The organism is Lysobacter sp. Hz25 (assembly GCF_046097045.1).
Classification (GTDB): domain Bacteria; phylum Pseudomonadota; class Gammaproteobacteria; order Xanthomonadales; family Xanthomonadaceae; genus Lysobacter; species Lysobacter antibioticus_B.
Genome location: NZ_CP175666.1, coordinates 5,867,308 through 5,891,872, shown reverse-complemented (window position 1 = coordinate 5,891,872; position 24,565 = coordinate 5,867,308). Strand labels below are relative to the sequence as shown.

General features: G+C 67.5%; 29 protein-coding genes. 14 read left to right on the top strand and 15 right to left on the bottom strand.

Translation table 11 applies throughout. The annotated features are described in order from the left end of the window. The first annotated feature begins 6 nt into the window (after window positions 1-6). The gene (locus ACKN61_RS24555) at window positions 7-423 is read left to right on the top strand and encodes a hypothetical protein (protein WP_408951672.1); all 417 of its coding nucleotides are present in this window, start codon (window positions 7-9) and stop codon (window positions 421-423) included. A 43-nt stretch (window positions 424-466) separates the two neighbouring features. On the opposite strand, the gene ACKN61_RS24550 is transcribed toward ACKN61_RS24555, so the two are convergent. Continuing rightward, window positions 467-1,108, bottom strand: a complete 642-nt coding sequence (locus ACKN61_RS24550) for a Pr6Pr family membrane protein (protein WP_408951671.1) — start codon at window positions 1,106-1,108, stop codon at window positions 467-469. An 88-nt stretch (window positions 1,109-1,196) separates the two neighbouring features. On the opposite strand from ACKN61_RS24550, the gene ACKN61_RS24545 reads away from it, so the two are divergent. After that, the gene (locus ACKN61_RS24545) at window positions 1,197-1,526 is read left to right on the top strand and encodes a DUF1330 domain-containing protein (protein WP_408951670.1); all 330 of its coding nucleotides are present in this window, start codon (window positions 1,197-1,199) and stop codon (window positions 1,524-1,526) included. A gap of 85 nt (window positions 1,527-1,611) precedes the next feature. Here the strand turns inward: ACKN61_RS24545 and ACKN61_RS24540 are convergent, their stop codons facing one another. Beyond that, entirely contained in the window at window positions 1,612-1,998 is a 387-nt protein-coding gene (locus ACKN61_RS24540) for a hypothetical protein (protein WP_408951669.1), read from the bottom strand. 377 nt (window positions 1,999-2,375) lie between these two features. On the opposite strand from ACKN61_RS24540, the gene ACKN61_RS24535 reads away from it, so the two are divergent. Continuing rightward, complete coding sequence (locus tag ACKN61_RS24535) at window positions 2,376-2,612, top strand: hypothetical protein (RefSeq protein WP_408951668.1); 237 nt, start codon at window positions 2,376-2,378, stop codon at window positions 2,610-2,612. Between the two features lie 27 nt (window positions 2,613-2,639). Here ACKN61_RS24535 and ACKN61_RS24530 read toward each other — a convergent pair whose 3' ends face one another. From ACKN61_RS24530 to ACKN61_RS24520, 3 genes are all read right to left on the bottom strand, one after another. Next, a complete protein-coding gene (locus tag ACKN61_RS24530) occupies window positions 2,640-4,175 on the bottom strand; it encodes an aldehyde dehydrogenase family protein (protein WP_408951667.1) in 1,536 nt (511 codons plus the stop codon). A 120-nt stretch (window positions 4,176-4,295) separates the two neighbouring features. Beyond that, the gene (locus ACKN61_RS24525) at window positions 4,296-4,739 is read right to left on the bottom strand and encodes a MarR family winged helix-turn-helix transcriptional regulator (RefSeq protein WP_408951666.1); all 444 of its coding nucleotides are present in this window, start codon (window positions 4,737-4,739) and stop codon (window positions 4,296-4,298) included. A 97-nt stretch (window positions 4,740-4,836) separates the two neighbouring features. Continuing rightward, a complete protein-coding gene (locus tag ACKN61_RS24520; protein ID WP_408951665.1) occupies window positions 4,837-6,666 on the bottom strand; it encodes a diguanylate cyclase domain-containing protein in 1,830 nt (609 codons plus the stop codon). Between the two features lie 910 nt (window positions 6,667-7,576). On the opposite strand from ACKN61_RS24520, the gene ACKN61_RS24515 reads away from it, so the two are divergent. From ACKN61_RS24515 to ACKN61_RS24500, 4 genes are all read left to right on the top strand, one after another. Next, window positions 7,577-9,694: a hypothetical protein gene (locus tag ACKN61_RS24515; protein WP_408951664.1), complete on the top strand. Its 2,118-nt coding sequence runs from the start codon at window positions 7,577-7,579 to the stop codon at window positions 9,692-9,694. Window positions 9,695-9,855: 161 nt separating this feature from the next. Then, entirely contained in the window at window positions 9,856-10,275 is a 420-nt protein-coding gene (locus ACKN61_RS24510) for a GNAT family N-acetyltransferase (protein WP_408951663.1), read from the top strand. A 188-nt stretch (window positions 10,276-10,463) separates the two neighbouring features. Continuing rightward, entirely contained in the window at window positions 10,464-11,354 is an 891-nt protein-coding gene (locus ACKN61_RS24505) for a hypothetical protein (protein WP_408951662.1), read from the top strand. Window positions 11,355-11,370: 16 nt separating this feature from the next. Continuing rightward, window positions 11,371-11,844, top strand: coding sequence for a hypothetical protein (locus ACKN61_RS24500; RefSeq protein ID WP_408951661.1), 474 nt, complete (start codon window positions 11,371-11,373; stop codon window positions 11,842-11,844). A gap of 51 nt (window positions 11,845-11,895) precedes the next feature. Here ACKN61_RS24500 and ACKN61_RS24495 read toward each other — a convergent pair whose 3' ends face one another. Further along, window positions 11,896-12,414 (bottom strand): DUF2938 domain-containing protein, encoded by a 519-nt coding sequence (locus ACKN61_RS24495; protein ID WP_408951660.1) that lies wholly within the window; start codon window positions 12,412-12,414, stop codon window positions 11,896-11,898. Then, complete coding sequence (locus tag ACKN61_RS24490) at window positions 12,407-13,285, bottom strand: class I SAM-dependent methyltransferase (RefSeq protein WP_408951659.1); 879 nt, start codon at window positions 13,283-13,285, stop codon at window positions 12,407-12,409. The genes ACKN61_RS24495 and ACKN61_RS24490 overlap by 8 nt, the downstream gene beginning before the upstream one ends. Before the next feature lie 72 nt (window positions 13,286-13,357). On the opposite strand from ACKN61_RS24490, the gene ACKN61_RS24485 reads away from it, so the two are divergent. Continuing rightward, complete coding sequence (locus ACKN61_RS24485; RefSeq protein WP_408951658.1) at window positions 13,358-13,795, top strand: helix-turn-helix domain-containing protein; 438 nt, start codon at window positions 13,358-13,360, stop codon at window positions 13,793-13,795. Window positions 13,796-13,866: 71 nt separating this feature from the next. Here ACKN61_RS24485 and ACKN61_RS24480 read toward each other — a convergent pair whose 3' ends face one another. From ACKN61_RS24480 to ACKN61_RS24460, 5 genes are all read right to left on the bottom strand, one after another. Then, on the bottom strand, window positions 13,867-14,520 hold the full coding sequence (locus ACKN61_RS24480) for a ferric reductase-like transmembrane domain-containing protein (protein WP_408951657.1): 654 nt from the start codon (window positions 14,518-14,520) through the stop codon (window positions 13,867-13,869). Further along, window positions 14,517-15,332 carry a DUF2063 domain-containing protein gene (locus ACKN61_RS24475; protein ID WP_408951656.1) on the bottom strand — a complete coding sequence of 272 codons (816 nt, stop codon included), beginning with the start codon at window positions 15,330-15,332 and terminating at the stop codon, window positions 14,517-14,519. The genes ACKN61_RS24480 and ACKN61_RS24475 overlap by 4 nt, the downstream gene beginning before the upstream one ends. Continuing rightward, complete coding sequence (locus tag ACKN61_RS24470; protein WP_408951655.1) at window positions 15,325-16,182, bottom strand: DUF692 domain-containing protein; 858 nt, start codon at window positions 16,180-16,182, stop codon at window positions 15,325-15,327. Before ACKN61_RS24470 ends, ACKN61_RS24475 begins: the two co-directional genes overlap by 8 nt. 70 nt (window positions 16,183-16,252) lie before the next feature. Beyond that, window positions 16,253-16,705, bottom strand: a complete 453-nt coding sequence (locus tag ACKN61_RS24465; protein WP_408951654.1) for an EF-hand domain-containing protein — start codon at window positions 16,703-16,705, stop codon at window positions 16,253-16,255. A gap of 94 nt (window positions 16,706-16,799) precedes the next feature. Next, window positions 16,800-17,462 carry a DoxX family protein gene (locus ACKN61_RS24460; RefSeq protein ID WP_408951653.1) on the bottom strand — a complete coding sequence of 221 codons (663 nt, stop codon included), beginning with the start codon at window positions 17,460-17,462 and terminating at the stop codon, window positions 16,800-16,802. Between the two features lie 347 nt (window positions 17,463-17,809). Between ACKN61_RS24460 and ACKN61_RS24455 the strand changes: the two genes are divergently transcribed. From ACKN61_RS24455 to ACKN61_RS24435, 5 genes are read left to right on the top strand one after another with little or no spacing between them, the layout of a single operon-like run. Next, window positions 17,810-18,604 carry an alpha/beta fold hydrolase gene (locus ACKN61_RS24455; RefSeq protein WP_408951652.1) on the top strand — a complete coding sequence of 265 codons (795 nt, stop codon included), beginning with the start codon at window positions 17,810-17,812 and terminating at the stop codon, window positions 18,602-18,604. 1 nt (window position 18,605) lies between these two features. Then, on the top strand, window positions 18,606-19,298 hold the full coding sequence (locus ACKN61_RS24450; RefSeq protein ID WP_408951651.1) for a cytochrome c biogenesis CcdA family protein: 693 nt from the start codon (window positions 18,606-18,608) through the stop codon (window positions 19,296-19,298). A 2-nt stretch (window positions 19,299-19,300) separates the two neighbouring features. Then, complete coding sequence (locus ACKN61_RS24445) at window positions 19,301-19,900, top strand: thioredoxin family protein (protein WP_408951650.1); 600 nt, start codon at window positions 19,301-19,303, stop codon at window positions 19,898-19,900. Window positions 19,901-19,918: 18 nt separating this feature from the next. After that, on the top strand, window positions 19,919-20,659 hold the full coding sequence (locus tag ACKN61_RS24440; protein ID WP_408951649.1) for a response regulator: 741 nt from the start codon (window positions 19,919-19,921) through the stop codon (window positions 20,657-20,659). After that, window positions 20,656-21,975, top strand: coding sequence for a sensor histidine kinase (locus ACKN61_RS24435; RefSeq protein WP_408951648.1), 1,320 nt, complete (start codon window positions 20,656-20,658; stop codon window positions 21,973-21,975). Before ACKN61_RS24440 ends, ACKN61_RS24435 begins: the two co-directional genes overlap by 4 nt. A 76-nt stretch (window positions 21,976-22,051) precedes the next feature. On the opposite strand, the gene ACKN61_RS24430 is transcribed toward ACKN61_RS24435, so the two are convergent. Continuing rightward, window positions 22,052-22,327 carry a hypothetical protein gene (locus tag ACKN61_RS24430; RefSeq protein WP_031370258.1) on the bottom strand — a complete coding sequence of 92 codons (276 nt, stop codon included), beginning with the start codon at window positions 22,325-22,327 and terminating at the stop codon, window positions 22,052-22,054. Between the two features lie 387 nt (window positions 22,328-22,714). Here ACKN61_RS24430 and ACKN61_RS24425 point away from each other — a divergent pair, with 387 nt between their 5' ends. Then, entirely contained in the window at window positions 22,715-23,029 is a 315-nt protein-coding gene (locus ACKN61_RS24425) for a hypothetical protein (protein WP_408951647.1), read from the top strand. Window positions 23,030-23,192: 163 nt separating this feature from the next. On the opposite strand, the gene ACKN61_RS24420 is transcribed toward ACKN61_RS24425, so the two are convergent. Beyond that, window positions 23,193-23,708 carry a hypothetical protein gene (locus tag ACKN61_RS24420; protein WP_408951646.1) on the bottom strand — a complete coding sequence of 172 codons (516 nt, stop codon included), beginning with the start codon at window positions 23,706-23,708 and terminating at the stop codon, window positions 23,193-23,195. 422 nt (window positions 23,709-24,130) lie between these two features. Then, window positions 24,131-24,499, bottom strand: a complete 369-nt coding sequence (locus tag ACKN61_RS24415) for a hypothetical protein (protein WP_408951645.1) — start codon at window positions 24,497-24,499, stop codon at window positions 24,131-24,133. Between the last annotated feature and the right edge of the window lie 66 nt (window positions 24,500-24,565).

The following is a 24,565-nucleotide window of genomic DNA, read 5'->3' as shown; positions in this document are numbered from 1 at the left end:
CCGGACATGACCCAGCATCCGCGCCCGGCAATCGATTCGTCCGGGCTACGGCGCATTCCATCCCTGCTTGGATCAGCGGCCACGATCATGGCGACACGCGCAGAACTGCTGCAGCACCTGTGGCTGGAAGTCATCGACACGAACATGGACGAGGCGGTGCCGCAGCGCATCGCCGCCCATTACGAAAAGCGGCCGGATGAACCGTTCGCCGATACCGGAGCGGCAATCGGGCGTCTGCTCGCACTCGGCGCCACGCCGCGCGACCTGTGCCTGCTGATGCGCGGAACCGCCTACGAGGCGGTGTTCGCTACCCTCTACGCCCTCGGCGACCCCGGCGTGGATGGCGACGACGTCTTCAACCTGCACGAGGAATTGCTCACCGCCGACCCGAGCGGCATGGAAGGGCGGCCGGGCTCGGTTTGAGCGTCGAGTCGCTGTTCTCTACCGGCAAGAGGGGGAGCGAGGGCTATCGCCCACGCCAAGCTGCGAGGCGGACGATCATGCTGCCGACCACGACGAAGCCAAGCAGCAGCCACAGCGAGTTGATCAGGACCTTGGTATAGCCGAGGGCGGCGACGTCGATGAAGTGATAGGGATAGGCGCCGAGCAATTCGCCGCGTACCAGCGCATAGAGCAGATACGCTACCGGATAGGCGCACCAGATCAGCGCCGAGCGCGGTGCCGGCACGCGGGCGGGAGGAAACGCGATCCAATGCCCCAGCACCATCAGCGGCGTCGTGTAATGCAGGCTGATGTCGGCGACCCATTGCCAGCCTTCGGGCGCCCAGACGTTGCGCAGCAGGACGTGATAAGCGAGGCCGACCATGACGATGGCGGTGGTGGCGCAACCCCGCGGCTGCCCGGTGCCGAGCCAGCGGTCCGATCGGGCATGGCCGAGCACGAAAGGCAGCGAGAACACCAGCGCGACGAAGCCGTTGGTCAATACGGTGAAATAACCCAGGAAAGCGATCAGGCCGTCGAAGGCCGACTTGCCGTTATGCTGGGCCAGCCGTAGCGACAGCCACAGTTGCAGCAGCACGCCGAACCAGGCCAGCGCCGCCACTGCGGCCGATGCGCGGCGCGCGCGTGGGTCGTTGCGAGTCTCCACAGCGTTTCCTCGCGCCGCTCGCGGCGCATCCGAGTACACCCACGATTGCCGGGCCAGTGTGGCTCATCCAACCCTTACAGGACACACCATGCCAGCTTATGCCGTCGCGCATCTTCGCGAAGTCTCGTTCAACCCCGCCATCGTCGAATACCTGCAGCGCATCGACGCCACCCTGGAACCCTTCGGTGGACGCTTCCTCGTGCACGGTGCGCAGCCGGACGTGGTCGAGGGTGCGTTTCCCGGGCACCTGATCGTGATCGGCTTTGCCGACATGGCCAAGGCCAAGGCCTGGTACGAATCGCCTGCCTACGAGGCCATCGTGCCGCTGCGCAGCGACAACTCGGTCGGCGATGTCTTCCTCGTCGAGGGGACGCACGAGGGCCATCGTGCGACCGATATATTGGCGGTTGCTGGATAGAGGCCGGACACGCAGTCGCCGCTGGGTTCACCGCCGGGCCGGCGCATGCCCGCCGGCTTAATCGAGCCGGCTTAGTCGAGCCGGTTTAGTCGAGTTTGTAGAGCTCGTCGCTGCGGCGCCTGACCACATCCTGCAGCCCGGCCAGGAGGGCGTCGTTGCTGGCGGTGGATTTTTCGGCTTCGATCAACAGGATTCTGACTTCGTGCCGGGAGCGCCGGTTCGCACGCGAGTTGGTTTCGAAGTCCAGCGCCGCGATCAAGGTGGTGATGACGGCGGCGGCCGCTGCGGCGATCGAGGCGACGTCGCCGGAATGCTCGAAGCCGAGGATCTGGATCTTGCCGACGATGGCGGCGAAAGAACTCAGCAAGGCCGACATCACCAGCAGCGCGCGGTATCCGACCTTCCAGCACCAGGCCGAGCGACGATAGCTGTGCTCGTGGGCGAGCAGGGCGGAGCGGATCTCTGCCGACACGTTTTCACTCATGGCATTCCTCGATGGCGCTGTGGGCCGTTGTTCTCGGTCGATTGCTTGCGTTTGCTTTCACCGCCATCGCCATCGCCGAGCTCGCCGCGGCACACGGCACGAATCGGTAGGGGATGAGCCTGCGGCCCACGCTGGATCGATGCTCGGCTTCGATGGAGAGGATGGCCTTGCACCGCACGAGCAACCGCGAAGTCCTTAGTCCAAAACGGTGAATCTACCGAACAAAGGACAGGCCGGACAAAGCACAGGCCGGCGCAGCCGGGCCTGCCGGTGAACGCTGTGGACATACTTTCGCCGGATACGAGTTCGTTTCTGCCGGCACCAGCGATCTGTTCGAGACCGAACGGCTCGACCGGCAGCGGCCATTGCCCGAGGCGTTTTGCCTGAAGGCCTGCATCGACTGCCTCTATTCCGACTACAGCCCCTACGGGCAGGCGTTGGGCAGCATGCTGTGTTTCCGCAACATCAAGGACGAGTACCTTCGGGTCGCCTCGAAGAACGAATTCTGGGCGCTGCACGGGCGACACGAACGTCCGGTGCAGGAAACCTGTCTGTGCGGGCAGTTCGCGCGCCGCGTGCCGGGCACCGGCTATCGCGGATGAACCGCGCGGGTTCGACCACGCAGGGCCTCAATAGCCCAGGCGTACCGCCTTGATTTCGGTGAACGCCGACAGCCCGATGTGGCCGTTCTCGCGGCCGTAGCCGGATTGCTTGACGCCGCCGAACGGCAGGGTGGCCTCGCCGCCGCCGCCATTGACGATGACCTGGCCGGTTTCGAGCCGGCCGATCAGGCCGTGCACGATGCCCAGGTCGCGAGCCCACAGTTTCGCCGACAAGCCGTAGCGCGAATCGTTGGCGAGCGCGGCGACGGCGGCGAGCGAGGCGTCGTCGGCGAACGGGGTCACCACGATCGCGGGGGCGAAGATTTCCTCTCGTGCGACCCGCATATCGGCGCTGGCCTCGGTCAACAAGGTCGGCTCGAAGAAATAGCCCGGGCCCGGCCGCGCGCGGCCGCCGCGCAGTGCCCGTGCGCCGGCGGCGAGGCTGTGCTGGATGATGGCCTCGGCGCGCTGCCGTTGCCGCTGCGAAATCATCGGCCCCATGTCGGTCGCCTCGTCGTAGCCGGCGCCGATGCGCAGCCGGTCCATCGCCGCGTGCATCCGTTCGAGCAAGGCGCCGTGGATCGAATGCTGGACGAAGACGCGCGATCCCGCCGCGCAGTACTGGCCGCTTTTGAAAGCGATCTCGGCGACGATGGCTTGCGCCGCCTTGTCCAGGTCGGCATCGGCGAAGACCACCACCGGGGACTTTCCGCCGAGTTCGAGCACCACCCGCTTCAGGTTGCTGCGCGCGGCCGCGACCATGATCGATTGGCCGACCTCGGTGGAGCCGGTGAAGCTGATCAGGTTGACGTCGGGATGCTTGGCCAGCGCCTGCCCGGCGCTCGCGCCCTCGCCGGTGACGATGTTGACGACGCCTGCCGGGATGCCGACCTGGCGGCAGAGTTCGCCGATGCGCAGCGCCGACAGCGGCGCCAGTTCGGCCGGCTTGATCACCGTCGTGCAGCCGGCGGCGAGGGCGGCGGCGAGTTTCTGCAGCACCATCAGGAAGGGCGCGTTCCAGGGCGTGACGATGGCGACGACGCCGATCGGCTCGCGCAGGAAGTAGTCCATGCCGGATTGGTCGGCCGAGCGCATCGGCACTTCGCCGGCGATCTTCGTCGCCCAGCCGGCGTAGTCGCGCAAGGAGCGCAGGCCCAGCGGCAGGTCGCCTTTGCGGATCGAGGCCAGGCTGTGGCCGGCGTCGAGCGATTCCAGCAGGGCGAATTCCTTTTGCCGGGCTTCGATGGCGTCGGCCAGGGCGAACAGCAGGGCGGCGCGTTTCGATGCGGGCAGGCGCGGCCAGGGGCCGTCGCGAAACGCGCGCCGGGCTGCGGCAACCGCCAGGTCGATGTCGTGGCCGTCGCCGGCAGCGATCGTGGCGATGCGGCTTGCGCTGGCCGGATCGTCGACTTCGAGGGTGCGGCCCGATACGCAGGCACGCCAGGCGCCATCGATCAGCACGGCCGGGGGCTGTTGCGACAGCGTGCGGCGCAGCGCGTCGAGTGTTTCGCTGGAATGCGCGGGCGTCGCTGCGCCAGCGGTTTCGTTCGCAGCCTGGGTCATGTCGGTGACTCCCATAGAGCTAAGCCGCGCCGGCGCGCCGGCACAGAGTTGATATTGTCAACTATCCTGTTGTAAGTTGATAAAGTCAACTTCTCAACGCTCAGCCCCGCTCAGCCCCGGTCAGCCCGGGTCCGACGTGGGGCCGTGCGACATGCGCCGCAGCAGGCCTTCGAGCTGTTTGCGTTCGGTCTGACTGAGGTCTTGCAGCAGGTCCTTCGCCACCACCGCACGCAAGGCCTCGGCCTCGGCATGCGTCTCGGCGCCGCTCGCCGTCAGGCACAGGCGCTGGCGTTTCTCGCCGGCTTCGTTGTCGATGCGCTCGACGTGGCCGCGCTCCAGCAGCGTCTTGATGATCCGGGCGATCTGGGCCTTGTCGCGGCCGCTCTCGCGGACGATGTCGTTCTGGGTGCAGCCGCGATGGCGTGCGACGAAGCGCAGGGTGCGCGCTTCCATCGCCGCCAGGCCGAGCTCGGCCTCGCGCAGCGAACGCTGCATGCGCGCGGTGGCCTGATGCATGATCGTGTTGATCAGGTTGAGTATCTCGATGTCGCGGCTGGCCGGCATGGGCGTTCCGTCGTGGACGACCGGCGGATTGTCGGGACGCCGAGATGACAATGTCAACTTCTGGAGGCCCGTGACGACCGGAGTTTCGTGCGGCGGCTCAGGCGAAACCGTTCTCGACGCTGCCCGGCGGCGGCGCGGTCACCGATTCGATGTGGAAGGTATTGCGCTCGCGCTTGGCGTGGTACAGGGCGGCATCGGCGACCGACATGAAGGTCGCCGCATCGGTCGGCACGCGGGTGTAGGCGATGCCGATGCTGGTGGTGACCCGGATCGTGGTGCCGTCGACGACGACGTCCTGGTTCATGGTCTTGATCAGTTTGCGCGCGACCGCCTCGGCCGCTTGCGGGACGGCGGCATCCTCGATCAGCACCACGAACTCGTCGCCGCCCAGGCGCGCGGCCAGGTCGCTGTTGCGCACGCAGTGCAACAGGCGATGGGCGAACACGCGCAGGATCTCGTCGCCGGCGGCATGGCCATAGCTGTCGTTGATGCGTTTGAAGTGGTCGATGTCGAGGTACATCAGCGAGGTCGGCGTGCCGTGCCGTTGCAGGCGCGCCAGCGCGAGCGCCATGCGTTCGTCGAACTGACGCCGGTTCGCCAGCCCGGTCAGGGTGTCGACCAGGGCCAGGCGCCGCAGTTCCAGGCGGTTGGCTTCCAGGGCCTGCTCGGCGATGACGCGGCGGGTGACGTCGCGGCCTGCGTAGATCAGGTCGAATCCTTCGCCGGCGGTCGACGGGATAGTGCGGGTGACCGCCTCGATCCAGACGTAGTGGCCTTCCTTGTGGCGGACACGGTAGGTCGAGGTGACCGGCTCGTGCGAGGCGATGGCGTCGGCGATGATCTGGGTTTGCCGCTGCAGGTCGTCGGGATGGATCAGGCTGATCCGCATGCCGAGCATTTCGGCGGGGGTCCAGCCGAGGATGTCCTGGGCCGAAGGCGAGACGTAGATGCGTTCGCCGTCGACGCGCATGCGCACGATCACATCGTGCGAATAATCGGCCAGCAGCCGATAGCGGTGCTCGCTCTCGCGCAGCCCGGCCACGAGCCGCTTGCGTTCGGCCATCGCCAGCGCCACCGGGATGGTCATCAGGCAACCGCCGGCGATGTAGAGCTGCAGCAGCGCGACCCGCCCGGCGGTACCGAAGCCGTCGACCAGCCACAACGGTCCGTAGCCGAGCGCTGTCGCCGTGCTGCCGATCAGGGTCAGCAGAATCACTCCCACCGCCACGCCGGCGAAGCGATGGCGGAACGCGCCCAGCAGCAACACCGGGTAGGCCATGAACAGGATCGGATAGCGCGACAGGAAGATCGCCAGGCTGATGACGGCGAGCAACAGCATGGTGAGGACGAACGACCAGCGCCGGCCGGGCGCGGCGATCAGGCCCTTGCCCTCGCGATGCACGACCAGGGTCGAGGTGGCGAAGATCACCATGCCGACCACGTGCGCGGCGAACCAGGTGACGAAGTCGATGACGAACGAGGTCTGGTGCAAGGCGGCGATGATCGACGCGGCGATCAGCCCGGAAGTCGCGCAGGCCACCAGGGTGCTCGTGGTCGCGATGCCGCCCAGGCTGATCCAGCGTTTCGGGTCGCCCACGTTCGGCACGAAGCGCCTGACCACGCCGGCGACGATCAGCACTTCCACCACATTGGTCGCCGAGATCGGCGCGGCCTGGGCGACGGTTTCCGCGGTCGCCAGCCGCGCCGCGAACTCGACGGCGAAGGCCAGGACGATGTAACCCGGCCAGTGGGCGGTGGCGCGCGACAACAGCCAGCCGACCAGGATGCCGTTGCCGATCCAGACGGCGGCGAGTTCGCCGGGGCCGCGAGAGAGCGTCAGCGAGGCCCAGGCCGAGGTTCCGATCAGCAGCGCCATCAGCGCGTAGTCCGTCCAGGCGCGCTTGGGCATTGCGGGTGCGTCTCTCACACTCCCTCCTGCACAAGGTGGCCGGCTCTAGAGTGCGCCTCGGCTTTGCCTGCTTATCGTGACGTCTTTCGCTGCACGCGCCGTCGCCATCCTGGTCCGGAGGCTAGGACGGCAGGTGTAAAGAAGGGGTGACCATGCGGCCGCGGACGTGCGCGTGACGCGGGTCACAGGCGTTTCGGTGCGCTCGCGCATGCGGCTCGAACGCCGGCCGTGCGCGTCGAGAGCGAAGTCGCGATGGCGATATCGCGATTGCGGCATGGCTCGGATTCGTCGGCGGCCCAAGCAGTCGTCTCCCCACGGTGTCGACATTCTTATACGACTACGACAGTTGGGTTCGACAGCGGTCATCCTCCTGGCTTCGTTCCGAGGTTCCCACGAACCATGCGGCTCCATGGCGGCAGTACGAATCGTTTGCCGTGGTAGGCGAAGGCCGGCGAGCGACGCGCATCGGGATGCATTGCGAATGCAGCGGCAGCAGGTCGACGACCGGTCCGGCGCCGCGATGGGCTTCCGGCTGGCCTACCTGGTTCGGCGGGACGCAGCTCGCCGGTCACTAGTGTGCTTTGGCCGTGAGGGTCAGAAACTGCCGCGTTCCGCAGGTGGCCCGAGTGGCTTCAGGTGGACGGACCTGGCCGAGGACGCGGTAACCAGGGCATATCCGGCGGATACCCGGGGTTGGCATGGTTTTTGTGACGTACATCACTAAATAATAACGGTAACCTGTTCGCGGGCTCCGTCCGTACGGCTGGCGACCAAGTGGAACACTCAGATGAAGAAGCGATGCCGGAAGGCGATACGAGCCGCAACCGTCCATCAACGAGTAAGTGCCCCAGGAGGGTGGCGATTGAACCCGCCTGCCGTCCACGCCGCTGCATCACTGTCGCCGTCGACCACCTCTGGGGATCCGGGCATGTTCAAGACAGAACGTTCGCCGCAGAAGGCGCAGCCGATCCGCAGCCGGTCCCCCGTTCTGCTGCTGGTATCGCTGCTGTCGATGTTGCCGGCCGGCTCGGTGTTCGCGCAGCAGGGCATCGGTGTCGGAGGCCCCATCTCCATCGACGGCTTGGTCGGAACCAACACCGTCAACATCGAAGATCGCGACTGTGCCGCGAACAAGGCCGTGATCGGCGGTCGCCATACCGATCGCGCAATCGGCCCGGTCAACAGCGCCGACGGCATGACCGTCGACTACGACCTGCGTTGCGCATCGATCAGTGCCGATGGTGTGACCGTAACCGTCACGCAAGACGCGACCTTTACCGATTTCAACAGTTTCGATCAGCGGGATGTGGTCATTCAGAACACCTGCGCCGCCGGTCAGGTCGTAGGCCGCGGCGGCGGCTACGACCGCAACTACCTTGCCCAAGGCACCTGGGCCAGCTCGGTTCAGCACATCTGCTATGCCCTGGTGCTCAACGCCAGTGACTGGGTCAAACGGTCGTCGACCGCCGCGTCGACCCAGAACATCGGTAACAACGAGAGTTATGCCACGCATACGCTGCGGGGACCGGCCTGTCCGGACAACATCGACACGGTCAAGGTCGGATACCGATATCACGGCGGCGGCGAGGGCATCGACGGTTTTCGCCAGCGCTGCGGTCAGTTTCTCCAGGCCCGTTTCTCGGCAGCACTCAATTTCACCGACTTCGCCTGGAACACCACGCTCGGCGCCGGCGGCTGGACCGCGCAACTGGCCCACAACAGCAGCAACATGGGCACACCCCGCGATCCGCGTCCGGCCGGCGTCAACGACCTGACCCAGTTCGAGGGCGCCAACGAGCTGTACGTGATTCCCGGCGCCGGCTATTCGGCCACGCCGATCGCGCCGGCCGGCATCGCCGCCAATACCTATGTCTTGACGACCTCCTGCACCAACGCGACCCGCACCGACGAGCAGGACCTCGCCTGCCCGCTGGTGGTCAACGGTCTGCCCGACATCGCGGTGAGCTTGACCACCCCTGCGCCGGTGTACAGCAACTACGGCCAGTTGCAGAACATTGTCCTCAGCGCCACCAATCTCGGCCCCGGCGCCACCGACGGCAACGACGGCTTCACCGTGGTCGCGACCCTGCCGGCCGGCTGGACCGCCGGCACCTTGCCGGCCAACTGCACCGCCAATGGCGCCAACACCATCGTCACCTGTGCGCTCAACCCGACCCCGCTCGCGGCCGCGGCATCGCCCGGCGCCAACGGCGGCACGGTCAGCTTCACCATTCCGGTCACGGTCAACTCGCCGACGGTCAGTGGCACCTACACCGCCAATGTCGCGCTCGGTCGCAGTGTGCCCGACGGCGACGGCGATACCACCAACAACGACTACAACACCGCCAACGACACCGCCAGCGGCCCGCTGGTGTTCCAGAAGCAGCCGATCCTGCGCCTGCGCAAGGCGCTGCCGCTGGGCCGCTTCGTCGCCGCCGACCAGTTCGCCCTCAGCATCGCCGGCACCGGCGGCCCCGCCACGGCGACGACCACCGGCACCGGCAGCACCGCGACCGGCGAGGCCCTGTTGAACGGCGCCGTCGCCGCGACCTACAGCTTCACCGAAGCCGGTGCGGCCGGCGCCAACCTGACCAACTACACCACGACCTATGCCTGCACCAACGCGCTCGCCGGCGGGCAAACCCCGAGCGGCAGCGGCGCCAGCTTCAACGTCACCGCGGTGGCCGGCGACGAGCTGACCTGCACCTTCTCCAATACCCGCGCACCGCTGGCCAACCTGGTCATCAGCAAGACCAACACTCCAGGCTTCGGACCCAACGATCAGGGCACCGATACGCTGACCCGCGGCACGACGACCACGTACTCGATCATCGTCACCAACAACGGCCCGGACGCCGTCACCGGTGCGATCCTGCGCGATCAGGCGACCGGCCGCAGCGGGTTGACCTGCAACGGAACGCCGACTTGCACCGGCAGCGCCTGTCCCGGCGGGCTGACGATGGCCGCGCTCGAGGCCGGCGCCCCCCTGGGCACGCTGGCGAGCGGAGCGAGCGTGACCGTAACCCTGCCGTGCACGGTCGACTGAGCGCCGTACACGCGGCACAGCGCCTGCACCGGGTCGGCATCGCCAAGTCGACCCGGGTTGAAAACCCGGCCCGAGCACCCATTGGATAGGGCAACCAGGCGCCGACGACCACGATGACGACGGACATCCGAGCCGCACGATGGCCACAGGATCTGCCTGTGGTGCGCAGCTTGTTGCACGAATACGCCGAGAGTCTCGGCATCGACCTCGGCTTCCAGGGTTTCGACAACGAAGTCGCCGCGTTGCCGGGCAAGTACGCGCCGCCCGGCGGACGCTTATTGATCGCCTGGCGCGGCGAGGAAGCCCTCGGCTGCATCGGGCTGCGCGCGCTGTCGGCCGACTCCGGCGAGATGAAGCGCCTGTACGTGCGGCCGCAAGCGCGCGGCGAACGACTTGGGCGCCGGTTGGCCGAGCGCATCTGCGCACAAGCGCGCGATGCCGGCTATTCGCGCATCTGCCTGGACACCTTGCCGAGCATGGCGTCGGCGCAGAAACTGTACGAGTCGCTCGGCTTCCGGCCGATCGCGCCTTATGTCTATAACCCGGTGGCGGGCGCGCGCTTTCTGGCGCTCGATCTGTAAGGCGGCGAAGTGAAGCGGTCACCTTCGCACCGCCTCGTTGCGATGATGGGTCGGGCCAAGCGTAACCGCGCTTCGCCATCGCACGCGCGCGAACACAGCGCGGAATGTGGCCGGATACGCGTCGACATCGCGTAACTCTGGTGAGACCGTCGGCACCGGTGCCGCGGTCGTCTCCAGGGGGAAAGGCCGTGCATCGAGCCAAGCGCTTCGCGTTGTTGTTTGCATTGTTCGCCATCGTCTCGACGAGCATGGGCTGCGCCAACCTCGGCGCGGTCCGCAGCTTCGCCGCGACCTCCAGCCAGCTCACCGGCTATCGCGAAGTCACCGAGCGCTATGTCGGCAGCGCCGACCGGCAACTGGCGAATCTGCCCGCGGGCAAGCTCTATGACCCGGCCCGTAAAGAGCTGCAGGTGCTGAAGCAGAGCAGCGAGCAGCAGAAGGACAGCCTGCTCAAGCTGCACGACACCGCCACCGGCTATATGAGCGCGCTGGCCGAACTCGCCGGCGAGGACGCTTACAGCCTCAACGCCGATATCGACAAAGTCTCTGGTGCGATCACCGCCGCGCCCGAGTTGGGCATCGGCGCAGAGGACGTGGCCGCTTACGGCAAGATCGCCAAACTGGTCAGCAGTTGGGCACTCGCGGCCAAGCAGGCCCGCGACGTCAAGGCCATGCTGAAGACCTACGGCGACGACATGGACCGTTTGCTCGGCGCCATGCAACGTGCGGCCCGGTCCTACGAAGGCGTCCTGCAACAGGAAAAGGCATCGGCGGACAGCATCCAGATGCTCAGGCTGACCGTGTGGAAACAGCCCAAGAGCGGCGACGGGCTGCTCGACGAGGCGCGCCGCGATGCCATCGTCGCCATGTCCAACAACTCTTATGCCGGCATCGCCGAGCAGCAGGCCAAGGCGCTGCAGGCCGCGGCGGCCGCATCGCAAGGCCTGGCGCAGGTGCGCAGCGGCCACGCCGCCATGCTCAAGGATGCCGACCGTCTGAAGTCCAAGCAGTTGCAGGCGCTGCTCAAGCAGGCCGTCGCCGACATGAAAACCGTGCGCGCCCAGCTGGACGCACTCTGACCGACAGGGGAAGGACATGGCCAAGCAGATACTCGAAACCGCCGAAAGCGTCCAAGCCGCGGCCGACCAGTTCGTCGCCTGCGCCGACGACGTCGGCAAACGCGCCAAGGCCGGGTTCGATGCCGGCGACATCAGCATCGAAGAATTCATCGCCCAGGTTCCCGAAGAGCTGCGCCTGCGCGGCCAGGCCATGGTGCTGTACAGCAAGGCCATCGACTACGTGCTGACCGATGCGCAATTGCCGCAGGCCGAGCTCGACCAGGCCATCGCCGAGGCGCGCGCCAAGATCGCGACGATCAAGCAGGTCCGCAAGGCGATCGAAATCTTCGCCGGTGTGGTCGTGCTGGCCGCGGCGATCGTCGCGCGCGACGCCAACGGCACGGTCAAGGCGACCAAGGCCCTGGCCAAGCTCGCGAAAAGCGACGAACACAAGCCGGCCGCGAAAGCCGCAGCCAAGAAGGCGAAGAAGGACCCGAAGACGGTGGCCTGACAGGCGCCGCTCATCGGTGGCTCGACGCTCACGTCGAGCCACCGGGCCGGCTCAGGCCATGCGCGCCAGAAGCATCGCCGACGCATTGGCCGCGAGCGCCGCCAGATACAGCCCGATCCCGAACACGGTGTGGTTGAGCAGACTGTGCAGACGCGCGAGGCCAGGGCGCGGCGTGCGGCGTGCGGCGAGACCGGCGCCTATGCCCGGCTGCATCAGCAGGAACGGTGCGGCGACGCTGCCGATGCCGACGATCAAGGCCGGGGCGAGACTCGGCTGGCGCGCCCAGTCGAGTCCCCATGCGGCGAGCAGCACCGCTGCGAAGGCGATGCCGATCAGATAGTGGGCGGTCCAGCCGATCGCGCGTTCGCCGCGTACGCGCGGCGTCGCGCCGATCGGGTCGTGGCGGAAGCGTCCGCGCGGCAGGTAGGCGATCCAGCGGCCGACCAGGCCGTAATCGGTCGCCGCTATGCGCAACAGTCGGGCCCGGACGAGACCCCAGACGTCCATCAGCGCGGTCGCACCGATTCCGATGGCAGCGGCACGCACCAGCGCTTCGACGAGCTCAGGCACGGTCTGCGCCGTTCGATGACCGCGAAGACGACGAGGCGCGCGCGCCGATCATCCAGCAGGCGGCGCTGTAGCGGACCTCGGCGCCGTGTACGAAGGGATCGAACGCGGCGCGTACCGTTTCGACGATTTCGGCGCGGGTGCGCTCGTCGGCTTCCTGCAGGAACAGGCCGAGCGGCCCCAGCCGACTCAGATAGCGGGCCAGCTCGCTCGCGGGGAAACGGCAGGTCACATCGATGGGCTGCAGGTCGATGTCGGTCCAGCCGCTGTCGTCCAGGATGCGATGAACGCGCTGCGCATCGGCGAAGGCAAACTGGCCGGGGCCATCGGGCTTGCGCGCGGGCAGCGCCGGCAGCAACGGGGCGGCGGCGCGTTCGGCCGTGGTCATGAACGGATTCTCGGCGGCGCCGCGCCAGGCGATGAGGCGCAACTCGGCGTTGTCTTTCGCGGCGTGTCGAAGATTGGCGAAGGCGGCGACCGGGTCGGCGAAAAACATCACGCCGAAGCGCGAAACGATCGCGTCGAAGCGGGCCGGCGCGAAGGCATGGGTTTGCGCATCGGCGCACAGGAACTCGGCGGACGTGGCGTCGGCATCGGCCCGCGTCCGCGCCAGCGCGATCATCGGCTCGGAAATATCGATGCCCACGCAGCGTCCGCCGGCGCCGAGCCGACGCGCCAGTGCGAGGGTGACCGCGCCGGTGCCGCAGCCGATGTCCAGCACCTCGCGTGCCGAGTCGGCGACCGCTTCGACCAGTCGTTCCTGGATGGGTTGGAACATGCCGTCGAGCAAGGCCTGGGTGTCGACCCAGGCCCGTCCGGCCAGGCCGTTCCAAAGTTGCGCCTGCTCGCCGCCGGCGTCGTATGCGGTGTTCATGTCGGTGTCCCGATTGCCATTCAGTGGCGGAAACGGCACTGTGCCAATTCAAGTCGACTTGAGGTCAAGAGGGTGAAGGAACTGGACATCGCCGAGGTGGCACAGCGCTCCGGAGTGCCCGCCTCGACCCTGCGCTATTACGAAGAAAAAGGCCTGATCGCCTCGATCGGCCGGCACGGCCTGCGCCGCGTGTTCGCCGCCGGTGTGCTCGAACGGCTGGCGCTGATCGCACTCGGACGCGCCGCCGGTTACCGCCTCGACGAGATCGCATCGATGTTCGCGCCGGATGGCCCCCCGCGCATCGATCGCGAGCAACTGCGCGCCAAGGCCGACGAACTCGACCGGACCATCCGCCAGCTCAGCGCCATGCGCGACGGCCTGCGCCACGCCGCGGCCTGCAAGGCGCCGAGCCACATGGAATGCCCGACCTTCCGGCGCATCGTCCAGGCCGCCGCCTCCGGCGCCCTCGGTGCGCACACGCGCAAGCCTCCGCAGCGATCGCGCGACTGATCGAACGCGCAATCAGAACGCAGTCCGAGGAAGGCATCTCACCGTAATCGGATGCCGCAGTTTTCCCTTGCTCATGCCGACGCCCGCAGCGGCCGTGACGACGGCGCGGTGCGCGCGCCGCGCTTGATGGCCTGCGCACGCTTGGCGATCAGGCGGATCTCCACCGCGGTGAACAGCAGCGCCGACGGCACCGCGTACCAGAAATTGACCGGCACCCGCTTGAAGTACGAGTAAGCGAAGATCGTGGCGATGATCCACATGCCGGCCACGTGCAGGCGGTGCCAGGCGGTCGGCCCCAGGCGCCGTGCCAGGGGCCGGTACGAGGTGATCGCGAGCAAGGCGATGAAGGCGTAGCCGAGGCTGCCGGGCACGTTGGTCAGTGCCGAACGGCTCGGCCAGAACTCCGGGTTGAGCTGTCCGAAAGCGTAGATCGCGAAGGCATGCAGCAAATGCGAGAACGCGAACGACAGCCCGACGACGCGCCGCTCCTTCAACAGTGCGCGGCTGAAGTCGCCGGGCAACAGGGTTGCGAACGAAGACGCGGTGAAGGCTGCCAGGAACAGCACGAACGAAGTACGCGCGGTCACCCGGATGGCGCGGCGGCTGCCTTCGACCGCGTCGGGGCCCATCAGGAAAGCGGCCGCCGCGATCGCGCACAGGACGATGGCCAGCAGCAGGAACAGCCGCCAACCGGTGAGGCGTTGCAGGACGGAGGTGGCTATCATGCGAATGCTCCAGGGCTCGGGTTCGGGCTCGGGTTCGGGTGGGGTCGGGACTCTCCGGCGGCGGTGCCGGCCGTTTGAAGCTGGGCGTCGACGATGCCGAGGGCCTGTAACTGCGCAAGCACAGCGAGGCCATGCTCGATGAGGTCATCGGCCGGTTCGCCCGCTTCCTCCGCCAATGCCCGCAAGTGATCGCGGCTGCTCAGCGGCTGCGCCGACACGGCGAGCAACAAGCGATAGCCGAAGGCGGTTACGCGCAGGGTCCGCAGCTCGTGATCGGCGCCGCGCTGGACGATGAGCAAGGTCGGTGCTTCGGGTGGGTCTTCGAGGCCGCTCAGTCCGGCTTCGGCGGCATCGACCGGCCAGCGATAGCCGCAGATGCGCACCAGCGGCGACAGCATCGGCACGCTGTCGGCGGTCATCGTTACGGAGCCTGTCGGCGGCGCGGCCGTTGCGGCCAGCAACAGCGTCTGCTGGGTCCACTCGAAATGCGCGAGTTCCGCGGCCCAGGCCGGCAGGTCGGAGGCGTCCGCCCGACTCAGGTAGTCGACGAGCTCGCCGCCGACTTGGGGGAACAGCGGCGTCTCGCAGCGATGCCGTGCATAGAAGCGGGCCACCAAGGCCTGCCAGCCCGGCGCCTGCAGCGCCCGGCGCAGCCGCGGGAAGCTGCCGGCCAGCAGGTTCTCGACCGCGCCCATGCACAACGACCGGTACAGCGCCATGCGTTGCGGGGCTACGTCCTGCGGCGGCGGATGCGAGGGGTCGCGCAGATGCCGCGCCCACGCCAGTTGCAGGGTTCTCAGCGATTCAGTCATGGACGGGCTCCGACGGATGCGTCGAGCGGACGGCCTCGGCCTGCAGCGCGCGGATCTGCGCGAGCTCGCCGAGCAGTTCGTCCCAGGCCGGGAAATTGAAGTCGCGTTCGAGCAGGGTCGGTCTTACCCCGAAGCGCCGATGCGCCTGTTCGAGCAGGGCCCAGACCAGGGCCTTCACCGGTGCGCCGTGGGTGTCGACCTTGAAACCGTCGTCCTGGTCCAGGTGCCCGGCGATGTGGTACGAGGCCACCCGCTCGGGCGGGATGCGGGCGATGAAATCCAGCGCGTCGTAGCCGTGGTTGCAGGCATTGACGAAGACGTTGTTGATATCGAGCAGCAGATCGCAGTCGGCCTGCGCCAACACCGCGTTGATGAAGTCGATTTCGCTCATGGCCGGCTGCGGCGCCGCGTAGTAGGAGATGTTTTCCACCGCGATGCGCCGGCCCAGCGTGTCCTGGACCTGGACGATGCGGGCCGACACATGCCGCACCGCCTCGTCGGTGAACGGCAACGGCAGCAGGTCGTAGAGGTGACCGCCGACGGCGCAATAGCTCAGGTGCTCGCTGTAAAGACCGACGTGGTGGCGATCCAGAAAGCGGCGCGTATCGGCGAGCAGCTTGCCGTCGAGCGGATCGGTGCCGCCGAGCGACAGCGATAGGCCGTGGCAGGTGATCGGAAAGCGTGCCGACAGTTCGGCCAGGGCCTCGCCGAAATGGCCGCCGACGCCGATCCAGTTGTCGGGCGCGCACTCGAGGAAATCGACCTGGCCCGGCGCCAGCCCCAGCAACTCGTCGATCAGGCTGCGCCGCAGGCCGAGGCCGGCCGAGGCCGCAGGCAATGTCTGGTTCATGGCGATGCTCCGCGTGGATGAGCGCCGCCACCGCAGGGCGATGGCGGCGCGGGGTTTCAGTCGGCGATTTTCAGTCGGCGATCTGCGAGAACAGTCCCTTCGGCATCGGCTTGCCGTTGGCCTGGTAGGTGCGCTTGAGGAAGTCGTGCGCCTCGGCCTCGCTGATGTAGCCGTCGCGGCCGCGGTCGATGCGGTCGAAGTCGGCCGCGCGACCGGCGGCGACGGCGAGGAACTCGGCGCGCGAGACCTTGCCGTCGTGGTTGCTGTCGGTCTTGGCGAACGAGGCATCGCCGCACTTGCCTTCGCCGCAGGCGCCTTCGGCCGTGGCCTTCTTTGCGGACGTGCCGGTTTTGCCGGCACCGCATTTGCCTTCGCCGCACTTGCCTTCGGCGGCGGCGACGCCGGCGAAGCCGGCCAGGGCCTGCGGTTGCGCGGCCATCGCTTGAGCGCCGAACAATGCGCCGCCGGCCAGGACGATGCTCAATGCGCCGACGAGGGAGTTGCGGGAGTGGGAGGTGGACATGGGTGGTACTCCGATGGGATGCACGCCAGGCGTGCGGGATGGCTGCCGCGGCTGCGGCAGGGAAGCAGGGAAGGGATTGCGGTGCCGGAACGGATCAGGCGGCGGACAGGGCCGGGGCCGGCCGTCGCGACTTCGCCAGGTGCAAGGCGATCGAGGCCAGCCCGATCAGCGCGCCGATCGTCGCGGGCAAGGGCAGCAGCGCGATCAACGGCAGGCACAGGGCGAAGGCGACCACGCCCCAGCCGAGCGAGCCGCCGCGCACGAGGTCGGGTGCCGCGTGCCGGAACAGCCGGTCCAGGCTCAGCGAGCCGCCGCCGCCGAGCATCAGCGGCAACAGCATCGCCAGATAGATCAGGGGCAGCTTGAAGTTGCCGTAGCCCTGGTCGCTGATCGCATAGCCGCGCCACAGCTCGGCCAGGCCGCTCCAGTGCTCGGGCCAGTGCACCGCGGCGATGGCCACCACGGTCAGCACCCACAAGACGTACGCGACCGCGCGGGTGCCCAGGCCGAGCAACAGGGCGAGGCTGCAGCTCAGTTCGAGCCAGGTCGCCATGGTCCAGTTGAGATCGGGGCTCAGGCGCGAGAACGGAAACGGAAAGCGCTGGGCGATGTCGGCGAACCAATTCTGGCCGTGCAATTTTTCGATGCCGGCCTCATAGAACTCCCAGGCCAGCAGGATGCGCAGGCCGAGCGGCGACAGCGATGCTCCGACGCGGTCGATGCGTGGGCCGAGGCGGGTGATGAAGGGCGGCAACATGCGAGGCTCCTGGCTGGACGAGTGACGAAAGACCGGGAGCCATTACGCGATCGCGACGTATCCGCAGGGTGTCGGGCGAAGCGCGGATTTGTGTACCAATGTGGCCGCGCGCGGCCGCGGATACATTGCGATACGAATCGGCTGCAGTGCGGCGCTCGGCGACCGCCGCGAAGGCCCTGCCTGCGCCCGGCACCGGGCGTTGTTCGCCGGCGCGGCGGCATCGGTTTGTAAGCGAACGTATCCGGCGCCGCCGGCGAGGCCTTGCGATACAAGAAGCGATGCACGCGGAAACACAGGCGATACAGCCGCGGCGCGCAATGGCCACTCCCCAGCCCAGGAGTGTCCCCATGATCCGCACGCTGTTGTTCGCTTCCCTGTTGGCCGCGACCGCCGGCTCGTCCGCGGCCGCCGAGCACGTCCGCCCGATCGATCCGCACGCGCCCACCGTGGTACTGGTCCACGGCGCCTTCGCCGACGGCTCCAGCTGGAGCCAGGTCATTCCCCGTCTGGCGTCATGGGGCGTGCCCGCGGTGGCGGTGCAGAACCCCCTGACCTCATTGGAAGACGACGTCGCCGCCACCCGCCGCGCGATCCGGGCCGCGCCCGGCAAGGTGGTGTTGGTCGGCCACTCCTGGGGCGGCACCGTCATCACCGAGGCCGGCAACGACCCCAAGGTGTTGGCCTTGGTCTATGTCGCCGCGTTCGCGCCCGATGCCGGCGAGAACTCCGCCCAACAAGGGCAGGGCTATCCGGTCGCTCCGGGCTTGAGCCGCCTGCTCGAGCGCGAGGGTTTCCTGTCCTTGCCCGAAGCGGCGGTGCGCGAGGATTTCGCCCAGGACCTCAAACCCGCCGCCGCACGCCTGATCTACCGCACCCAGGGACCGCTGAAGGCGAGCGCTTTGGCCGAGCCGGTGACTCGAGCTGCATGGCGCGGCAAGCCGAGCTGGTACGTGCTGTCGCGACACGACCGCATGCTGTCGCCGCAGTTGCAGGCCGCGACCGCCCGCCGTATCGGTGCGCAAGTGCATTCGCTGTCGGCCAGCCATGTGTCGCTGTTGTCGCAACCGGGCGCGGTGACCGACGCCATTCTCGAAGCCGCCGGCATCCAGGCCGCTGCCGCCACCGCCGATAGCGGAGGCTGAGGTGATCGCCCTCGCCCTGGCCGCGCTTGCCGGCATGGCCACTCTCCTCTCGCCCTGCGTGCTGCCGGTGCTGCCGATCGTGCTGGCGCGCGGCGCCGGCGGCGACCGCCGCGAGCCGCTGTTGATCGGCGCCGGCTTCATCGGCGCGTTCGCCGCCGGCGGCATCGCGCTCGGTCTGCTGGCGTCGTCGTCGGGGCGCTTCGAAGCCGCCGTGCGCCTCGCTGCGGTAGCGGTGTTGCTGCTCGCGGGGCTGTCCTGCGTATGGCCGGGCGTGTTCGAACGGGTGCAACAACGCTGGCTGGCCGGATCGCGGCTGCTGGCCTGGCAGCCGCGTGCCGCCGGGCCGGGCGGTGCGCTGCTGGTCGGGGTCTCGCTCGGCATCGCCTGGACGCCCTGCGCCGGCCCGGTCCTGGCCTCGGTGTTGGCGCTCGCCGCCGGGGCGCAGGACCCGGCGCGGGCCAGTGCGCTGCTGGGCATGTACGCGCTCGGGGCGGCGGCGCCGTTGTTGGCCTTCGTTTACGGCGGCCGTTGGGTCGCCGCGCGCATGGCCTCGCTGCAACGGCATACCGCTTGGCTGCGCCGCGCATTCGGCGTGGTGGCGGTGGCCATGGCCCTGCTGCAACTCGCGCAACTGGATACCGCGCTCATCGCCTGGCTGCTGCCATGGCTTCCTTCGATCTCCACCGGACTATGACCATGTCGAAAACCATCACCGCACTGCTCACGGCCGCCGTCGTCATCGTCGCCGCCCTCGCCATCGCGCCCGCGCTGGCCTGGCCGGAGACAGGCGCACACGGCAAGGGCGCCATCGCCTCGACCGTCGCGCCCGACCTCGCCGGCGGCGGCCCCTGGATCAACAGCGAACCGTTGTCGTTGCCGAAGTTGCGCGGCCAGGTGGTGCTGGTCGAGTTCTGGACCTATTCGTGCATTAACTGCATCCGCGTGCTGCCGCATGTCTCGCAATGGCACGAGCGCTATGCCGCGCAGGGCCTGGTGGTGATCGGCGTGCATACGCCCGAATACGGCTACGAACGGGTCGGCGCCAATGTCCGCGCAGCGGTGAAACGCCTGGGCATCGGTTATCCGGTCGTGCAGGACAACGGTTTCCGCATCTGGAACGCCTACGGCAACCGGTATTGGCCGGCGCTGTACCTGATCGACCGCCAGGGCAGGATCGTCTACCGCCATTTCGGCGAAGGCGATTACGCTGTTACCGAAGCGGCGATCCGCGAACAGCTGGCACGCCCGTCCGCCGCGCCGGTGCCGCGCGTTACCATCGCTGGCGCAGTGCGATAAGCCCTCCCGGACCACGCCATGACCCATGTAGACCACATCCTGATCGTCGACGACGACCGCGAGATCCGCCAGATGGTCGCCGACTATCTGCAGAAGAACGGCCTGCGTACGACCACCGCCGCGGACGGCCGCGAAATGCGCGCGGCGCTGGAGACCAGCGACGTCGACCTGATCGTGCTCGACGTGATGATGCCCGGCGAAGACGGCCTGTCGCTGTGCCGCGGCCTGCGCGCCGGCCCTCACCGCGCCGTACCGGTGGTGATGCTGACCGCGCGCGACGACGAGACCGACCGCATCGTCGGTCTGGAGATGGGCGCCGACGACTACGTAGTCAAGCCGTTCTCCTCGCGGGAACTGTTGGCCCGCATCAGCGCGGTCATCCGCCGCACCCGCATGCTGCCGCCGAACCTGCAGGTCAGCGAGGCGGGGCGCCTGATCGGCTTCGGCCAGTGGCGCCTGGACACGACCGCGCGCCATCTGCTCGATGCCGCGGGCACGGCCTATCCGCTCAGCGGCGCCGAGTTCCGCCTGCTGCGCGTGTTTCTCGATCATTCCCAGCGCGTGCTCAGCCGCGACCAGTTGCTGAACCTGACCCAGGGCCGCGACGCCAATCTGTTCGATCGCTCCATCGACCTGCTGGTCAGCCGCTTGCGCCAGCGCCTGCAGGACGATCCGCGCGAACAGGCCTACATCAAGACCGTGCGCAGCGAAGGCTATGTGTTCTGCCAGGCCGTCACCTTGCTGGACGAGGCGCCATGAACGCGGCGCCGCGCTGGCGCTGGTTCCCCCGTACCATCGCCGCGCGCCTCACCCTGATCCTGTTCGCCGGCCTGCTGCTGGCGCACGCGCTGTCGTTCGCGTTGTTGTTCTACGAACGCTACGTCTCGGCGCGCTCGATGATGCTGGGCAACATGAAGCAGGACGTCGCCATCAGCGTGGCCTTGCTCGACCGGATGTCGCAGGCCGAGCGCCGTCAGTGGGCGCCGCGCCTGGAGCGCCGCACCTATCGCTACCTGCTGCAACCGGCGCAGGCCGGCGCACCGCTCTCCAGCGAACGCGCGCGTCAGGTCGCCGCGTTGATAGACCGCAGCCTGCAGCACCGCTATCGGCTCGTGACCACGGCGGTCTCGCAATCGCCGGAGCGTTTCCAGGTGCAGCTGAAGTTGGCCGACGGGCAGCCGCTGACCCTGGAAGTGACGCCGTCGGTGATGCCGATCGCGCGCTGGCTGCCGTGGGTGCTGGCGGCGCAACTCGCCTTGCTGCTGCTGTGCGCGTGGCTGGCCGTGCGCTTGGCGACCCGTCCGTTGGCGCGGCTGGCCGATGCCGCCGAGCGGCTCGACCCCGCCCATCCCTCGGCGCCGCTAAGCGAGTCGGGGCCGGTCGAAGTGGCCAAGGCCGCGACCGCCTTCAACGCCTTGCAGGCGCGTATCAGCCACTACCTGGCCGAGCGCCTGCAGATACTCGCGGCGATCTCGCACGATCTGCAGACCCCGATCACGCGCATGAAGCTGCGCGTCGAAAGCATGGACGCCAGCCCCGAACGCGCGCGCCTCGGCGAGGACCTGTTGCAGCTGGAGCAACTGGTACGCGAGGGCATCGCCTACGCGCGCAGCACCCACGGCGCCACTACCCCGCCGGTCCAGCTCAATCTGCAGGCTTTGCTCGACAGCGTCGTTTGCGACTACCAGGACGCGGGCAAGCCGGTGCGCCTGAGCGGCCATAGCGATCTGTCGCTGACCACGCGCCCGCAAGCGCTGCGCCGCGTGCTCGAGAACCTGATCGACAACGCGATCAAGTACGGCGGCAGCGCCGACGTCGGCGTTCGCGCCATCGCGCCGGACCGGTTCGCCATCGACGTGGACGATGCCGGTCCCGGCATTCCCGAGGAGCACATGCAGGCGGTGCTGCAGCCCTTCCATCGCCTGGAGAGCTCGCGCAATCGCGACACCGGCGGCACCGGATTGGGATTGGCGATCGCCGAGCAGTTGGCGGCTCACCTGGGCGGCGAGTTGCAGCTCACCAATCGCCGCGAAGGCGGGTTGCGCGCGAGCCTGGTGTTGCCCGTCGTTGCCTGAGGCAAAGCGCGGCGCCTGCCCTTCGCTGGAGCTGAACCAGTCAGCTTGAATGTCGGCCGCGACACAGCGGCTGCGATCAGCCGCTGCTGGGGCCGCTGGCGTCGCCGAACCAGCACAGCGCATCCAGCTCCGCCGGCGACAGATAGCGCACGATGATCTCCGGTGCGTCGGGCGGATGGATCAGGCGCACGGCGGTCGTCGTCTGCTGCTCCTGGTAATGCGTCTTGGCGGCATGGCAGGCGCCGGCGATCGCATCGGCGCGCGACGAGTACGCCACCGGCGGCGCATCGGACGCTTCCGCGCGCACGCACCAGGCGCCAGGCTGTTCTTCGATGACGTCGTAAAACTGCACTGTCCTGGCGACTCGACCGTCGCGCCTCCCCTTGTTACTCCTGGCGTGGAGAATAGCTTGCCGGAGCGCGGAAGACGCAAGTTGCTGGGCTAAATGTCACAGCTGTGAAACCTCCGCCCAACGCAGGGGGCCGAGCGCGATCCGGTCGAGGATCGGGGGCGCCGATCGTGTCGCTGAGCCGGAAGCGGCATCGAGCCTTGGTCGGGCTGGCCGGAACAGGACAGTCTCCATTCGGCGTGCCTCGACGTCGGGCTGGGGTGGGCGAGGACAGCACACTGGCGACCGCGATCGCGACAACGGCCGACGATGCTTGCCTCGACTCGGGACGGTGTGGAAGATCATGAGACCGTGGATGCGTGCGACGCGCCGGCCGGGAGCTCCTCAACGATGCGCATCATGTGGAATGATCCGGCGACCTCGCGGCTCATGTACCGTCTCAATGCCGTTTGGGCGACGGCTTATGCGGTCCTGAGCATCTATTGCTCGGCCACTTACACGCTCTATCTGCCGCATAGGGTCGGGCACTATCTGCCGGCCCTCATCGCTTTGGGTTGCTGGCTGTGGGTTCTCCATTGCGCACTGCTGTACCGGACCGACGGGCCTATCCGCACCCGACTGGATCTAGGGTTGCTCTTGCCGTTGTTCCCAATGGCTTTGGCGTCCAGTCTGATCTGCTATCTGCGCTACTTGGAGCAGCGCTAGGCAGCGGCTTCCGGGCCGGGCGATCCGATCCTCCGTGGGACATGCCATAAGCTGAAGTCCGGGACGAATCCAGCATCAAGTTCGCAGACATTCGGCTGCGAACTTGACGCGACGGACGACGAGCGCGACTCGATCGTCGTCGCGGCGAGGCTGGCCTCAGCGCTCAGCCTTCGTACTTTCGGTCGCCCTTGTACCAATTGCCGTCGGGGCGGCGATACCAATCGGGCGACTGCGCCGGACCGAGCGCACCGGGGCCGGTGCGGCTCTCGTCGATGTAGGTGATCTTGTCGATTGGCACCCAGACATCGTGGTCGTAGGTCGTGCTGTACAGGGTCAGGGAGCCATTGGGAAAATCGACGTGCTTGAGCTTGCCCTGCTTCGCCGTCTGCGACATCGCCCCCGGGAACTGGCCCCAGATCATCAGATACTCGCCGAGCGGAATCCGCTTGATCTGCTGCTCGATGGTCTCGGGCGCGCTCTCCTCGTTGTCCACCGCCACGCCGTGGACCTCGGCGAGCGATAGCTGCAGTGGTTCTCCCGATTGAATGTCGAGCAGGAAGATCTTGTCGGTTCCCACATCGATGTTCTCGATGAACGCCTCCAAGGCCCTGCCGTCGTTCAACCAGATCGTTGCGTAGTCGCCGGGACGCATCGCTTGCAACACCTGTTGTCCGTCCATCTGCATCTCCCGATGCCGTTGAGGGATCGTGCTGCAAGAATGCTAGCGTCGATGCATGGAAAACCGCTGCGCACTTCGACACACAGGTTTCAAGCGCGAGTCACGAATATCGAAACCCGGAGTGCGATGAACGACACCGTTTCGGTCGGAAAACCGATCTCGAAGTCGTACGGATCTCCCGTACGGTCGCGGGCGTCTGCTCGGTCGCCTCGTTTCAATCGCAACGAAGCTCGCGAAGGTGGGCGAGATTCGAGGACTCGGCATTGCCGCGGTCGATGAACATGCGATGCGAGCGCGCCGCTCAATTCGTGGGTGCCAAATCTTGGGCCGCGCACTGACGCACAGCGTGTAAGCATCAGGCCCGGCTTGCCGAGGTTTGTACGGCTGTCGCTCAAGGGCGGTCCGGTTTCGCCGCGATTCGACTACGCCGCGGCTTGCGCCCTGACCAGATAGCCGATCATCGAGACGATCAGCCAGATGGAGGCGAAGGTAATGGGCGCGGCCAACAATGCCCTCCACCTCCATCCGGTGCCGGTGACCTTCGATGGCTTCTGCAGTCCCGCCACGATGTAGACGGATCGATTGCCGATGTAGAGCGAAAGCAGCACCGCGAGCGCATACGACGCATAGGTCAGCAGGCTGCTGCCGAACTTCGCTCCGACATAGCCGACGGCGGCGACGAGCGTAGTCCACTCGACCACGCGGAAAACCTCTTCCGACAGCCTTCTGAGCTTGTATTCGAAGCCGATTTCCTTGTGCAGCCCTGCCCAATCCCTGGATTCGTGGTTCATGGAGGTTCCTGCTTCGGTCGTGGACTGATGAGCACAACGCGGACGGCGCCCCGTGCCGGCCATGGC

What these genes read in the sequence shown, in the direction of transcription:
- ACKN61_RS24555 (WP_408951672.1), top strand. Translation starts at nt 7, where the DNA reads ATGACCCAGCATCCGCGCCCGGCAATCGATTCGTCCGGGCTACGGCGC.
- ACKN61_RS24545 (WP_408951670.1), top strand. Translation starts at nt 1,197, where the DNA reads ATGCCAGCTTATGCCGTCGCGCATCTTCGCGAAGTCTCGTTCAACCCC.
- ACKN61_RS24530 (WP_408951667.1), bottom strand. Translation starts at nt 4,175, where the DNA reads ATGACCCAGGCTGCGAACGAAACCGCTGGCGCAGCGACGCCCGCGCAT.
- ACKN61_RS24525 (WP_408951666.1), bottom strand. Translation starts at nt 4,739, where the DNA reads ATGCCGGCCAGCCGCGACATCGAGATACTCAACCTGATCAACACGATC.
- ACKN61_RS24515 (WP_408951664.1), top strand. Translation starts at nt 7,577, where the DNA reads ATGTTCAAGACAGAACGTTCGCCGCAGAAGGCGCAGCCGATCCGCAGC.
- ACKN61_RS24500 (WP_408951661.1), top strand. Translation starts at nt 11,371, where the DNA reads ATGGCCAAGCAGATACTCGAAACCGCCGAAAGCGTCCAAGCCGCGGCC.
- ACKN61_RS24490 (WP_408951659.1), bottom strand. Translation starts at nt 13,285, where the DNA reads ATGAACACCGCATACGACGCCGGCGGCGAGCAGGCGCAACTTTGGAAC.
- ACKN61_RS24480 (WP_408951657.1), bottom strand. Translation starts at nt 14,520, where the DNA reads ATGATAGCCACCTCCGTCCTGCAACGCCTCACCGGTTGGCGGCTGTTC.
- ACKN61_RS24475 (WP_408951656.1), bottom strand. Translation starts at nt 15,332, where the DNA reads ATGACTGAATCGCTGAGAACCCTGCAACTGGCGTGGGCGCGGCATCTG.
- ACKN61_RS24470 (WP_408951655.1), bottom strand. Translation starts at nt 16,182, where the DNA reads ATGAACCAGACATTGCCTGCGGCCTCGGCCGGCCTCGGCCTGCGGCGC.
- ACKN61_RS24465 (WP_408951654.1), bottom strand. Translation starts at nt 16,705, where the DNA reads ATGTCCACCTCCCACTCCCGCAACTCCCTCGTCGGCGCATTGAGCATC.
- ACKN61_RS24460 (WP_408951653.1), bottom strand. Translation starts at nt 17,462, where the DNA reads ATGTTGCCGCCCTTCATCACCCGCCTCGGCCCACGCATCGACCGCGTC.
- ACKN61_RS24455 (WP_408951652.1), top strand. Translation starts at nt 17,810, where the DNA reads ATGATCCGCACGCTGTTGTTCGCTTCCCTGTTGGCCGCGACCGCCGGC.
- ACKN61_RS24445 (WP_408951650.1), top strand. Translation starts at nt 19,301, where the DNA reads ATGTCGAAAACCATCACCGCACTGCTCACGGCCGCCGTCGTCATCGTC.
- ACKN61_RS24440 (WP_408951649.1), top strand. Translation starts at nt 19,919, where the DNA reads ATGACCCATGTAGACCACATCCTGATCGTCGACGACGACCGCGAGATC.
- ACKN61_RS24435 (WP_408951648.1), top strand. Translation starts at nt 20,656, where the DNA reads ATGAACGCGGCGCCGCGCTGGCGCTGGTTCCCCCGTACCATCGCCGCG.
- ACKN61_RS24425 (WP_408951647.1), top strand. Translation starts at nt 22,715, where the DNA reads ATGCGCATCATGTGGAATGATCCGGCGACCTCGCGGCTCATGTACCGT.
- ACKN61_RS24420 (WP_408951646.1), bottom strand. Translation starts at nt 23,708, where the DNA reads ATGGACGGACAACAGGTGTTGCAAGCGATGCGTCCCGGCGACTACGCA.
- ACKN61_RS24415 (WP_408951645.1), bottom strand. Translation starts at nt 24,499, where the DNA reads ATGAACCACGAATCCAGGGATTGGGCAGGGCTGCACAAGGAAATCGGC.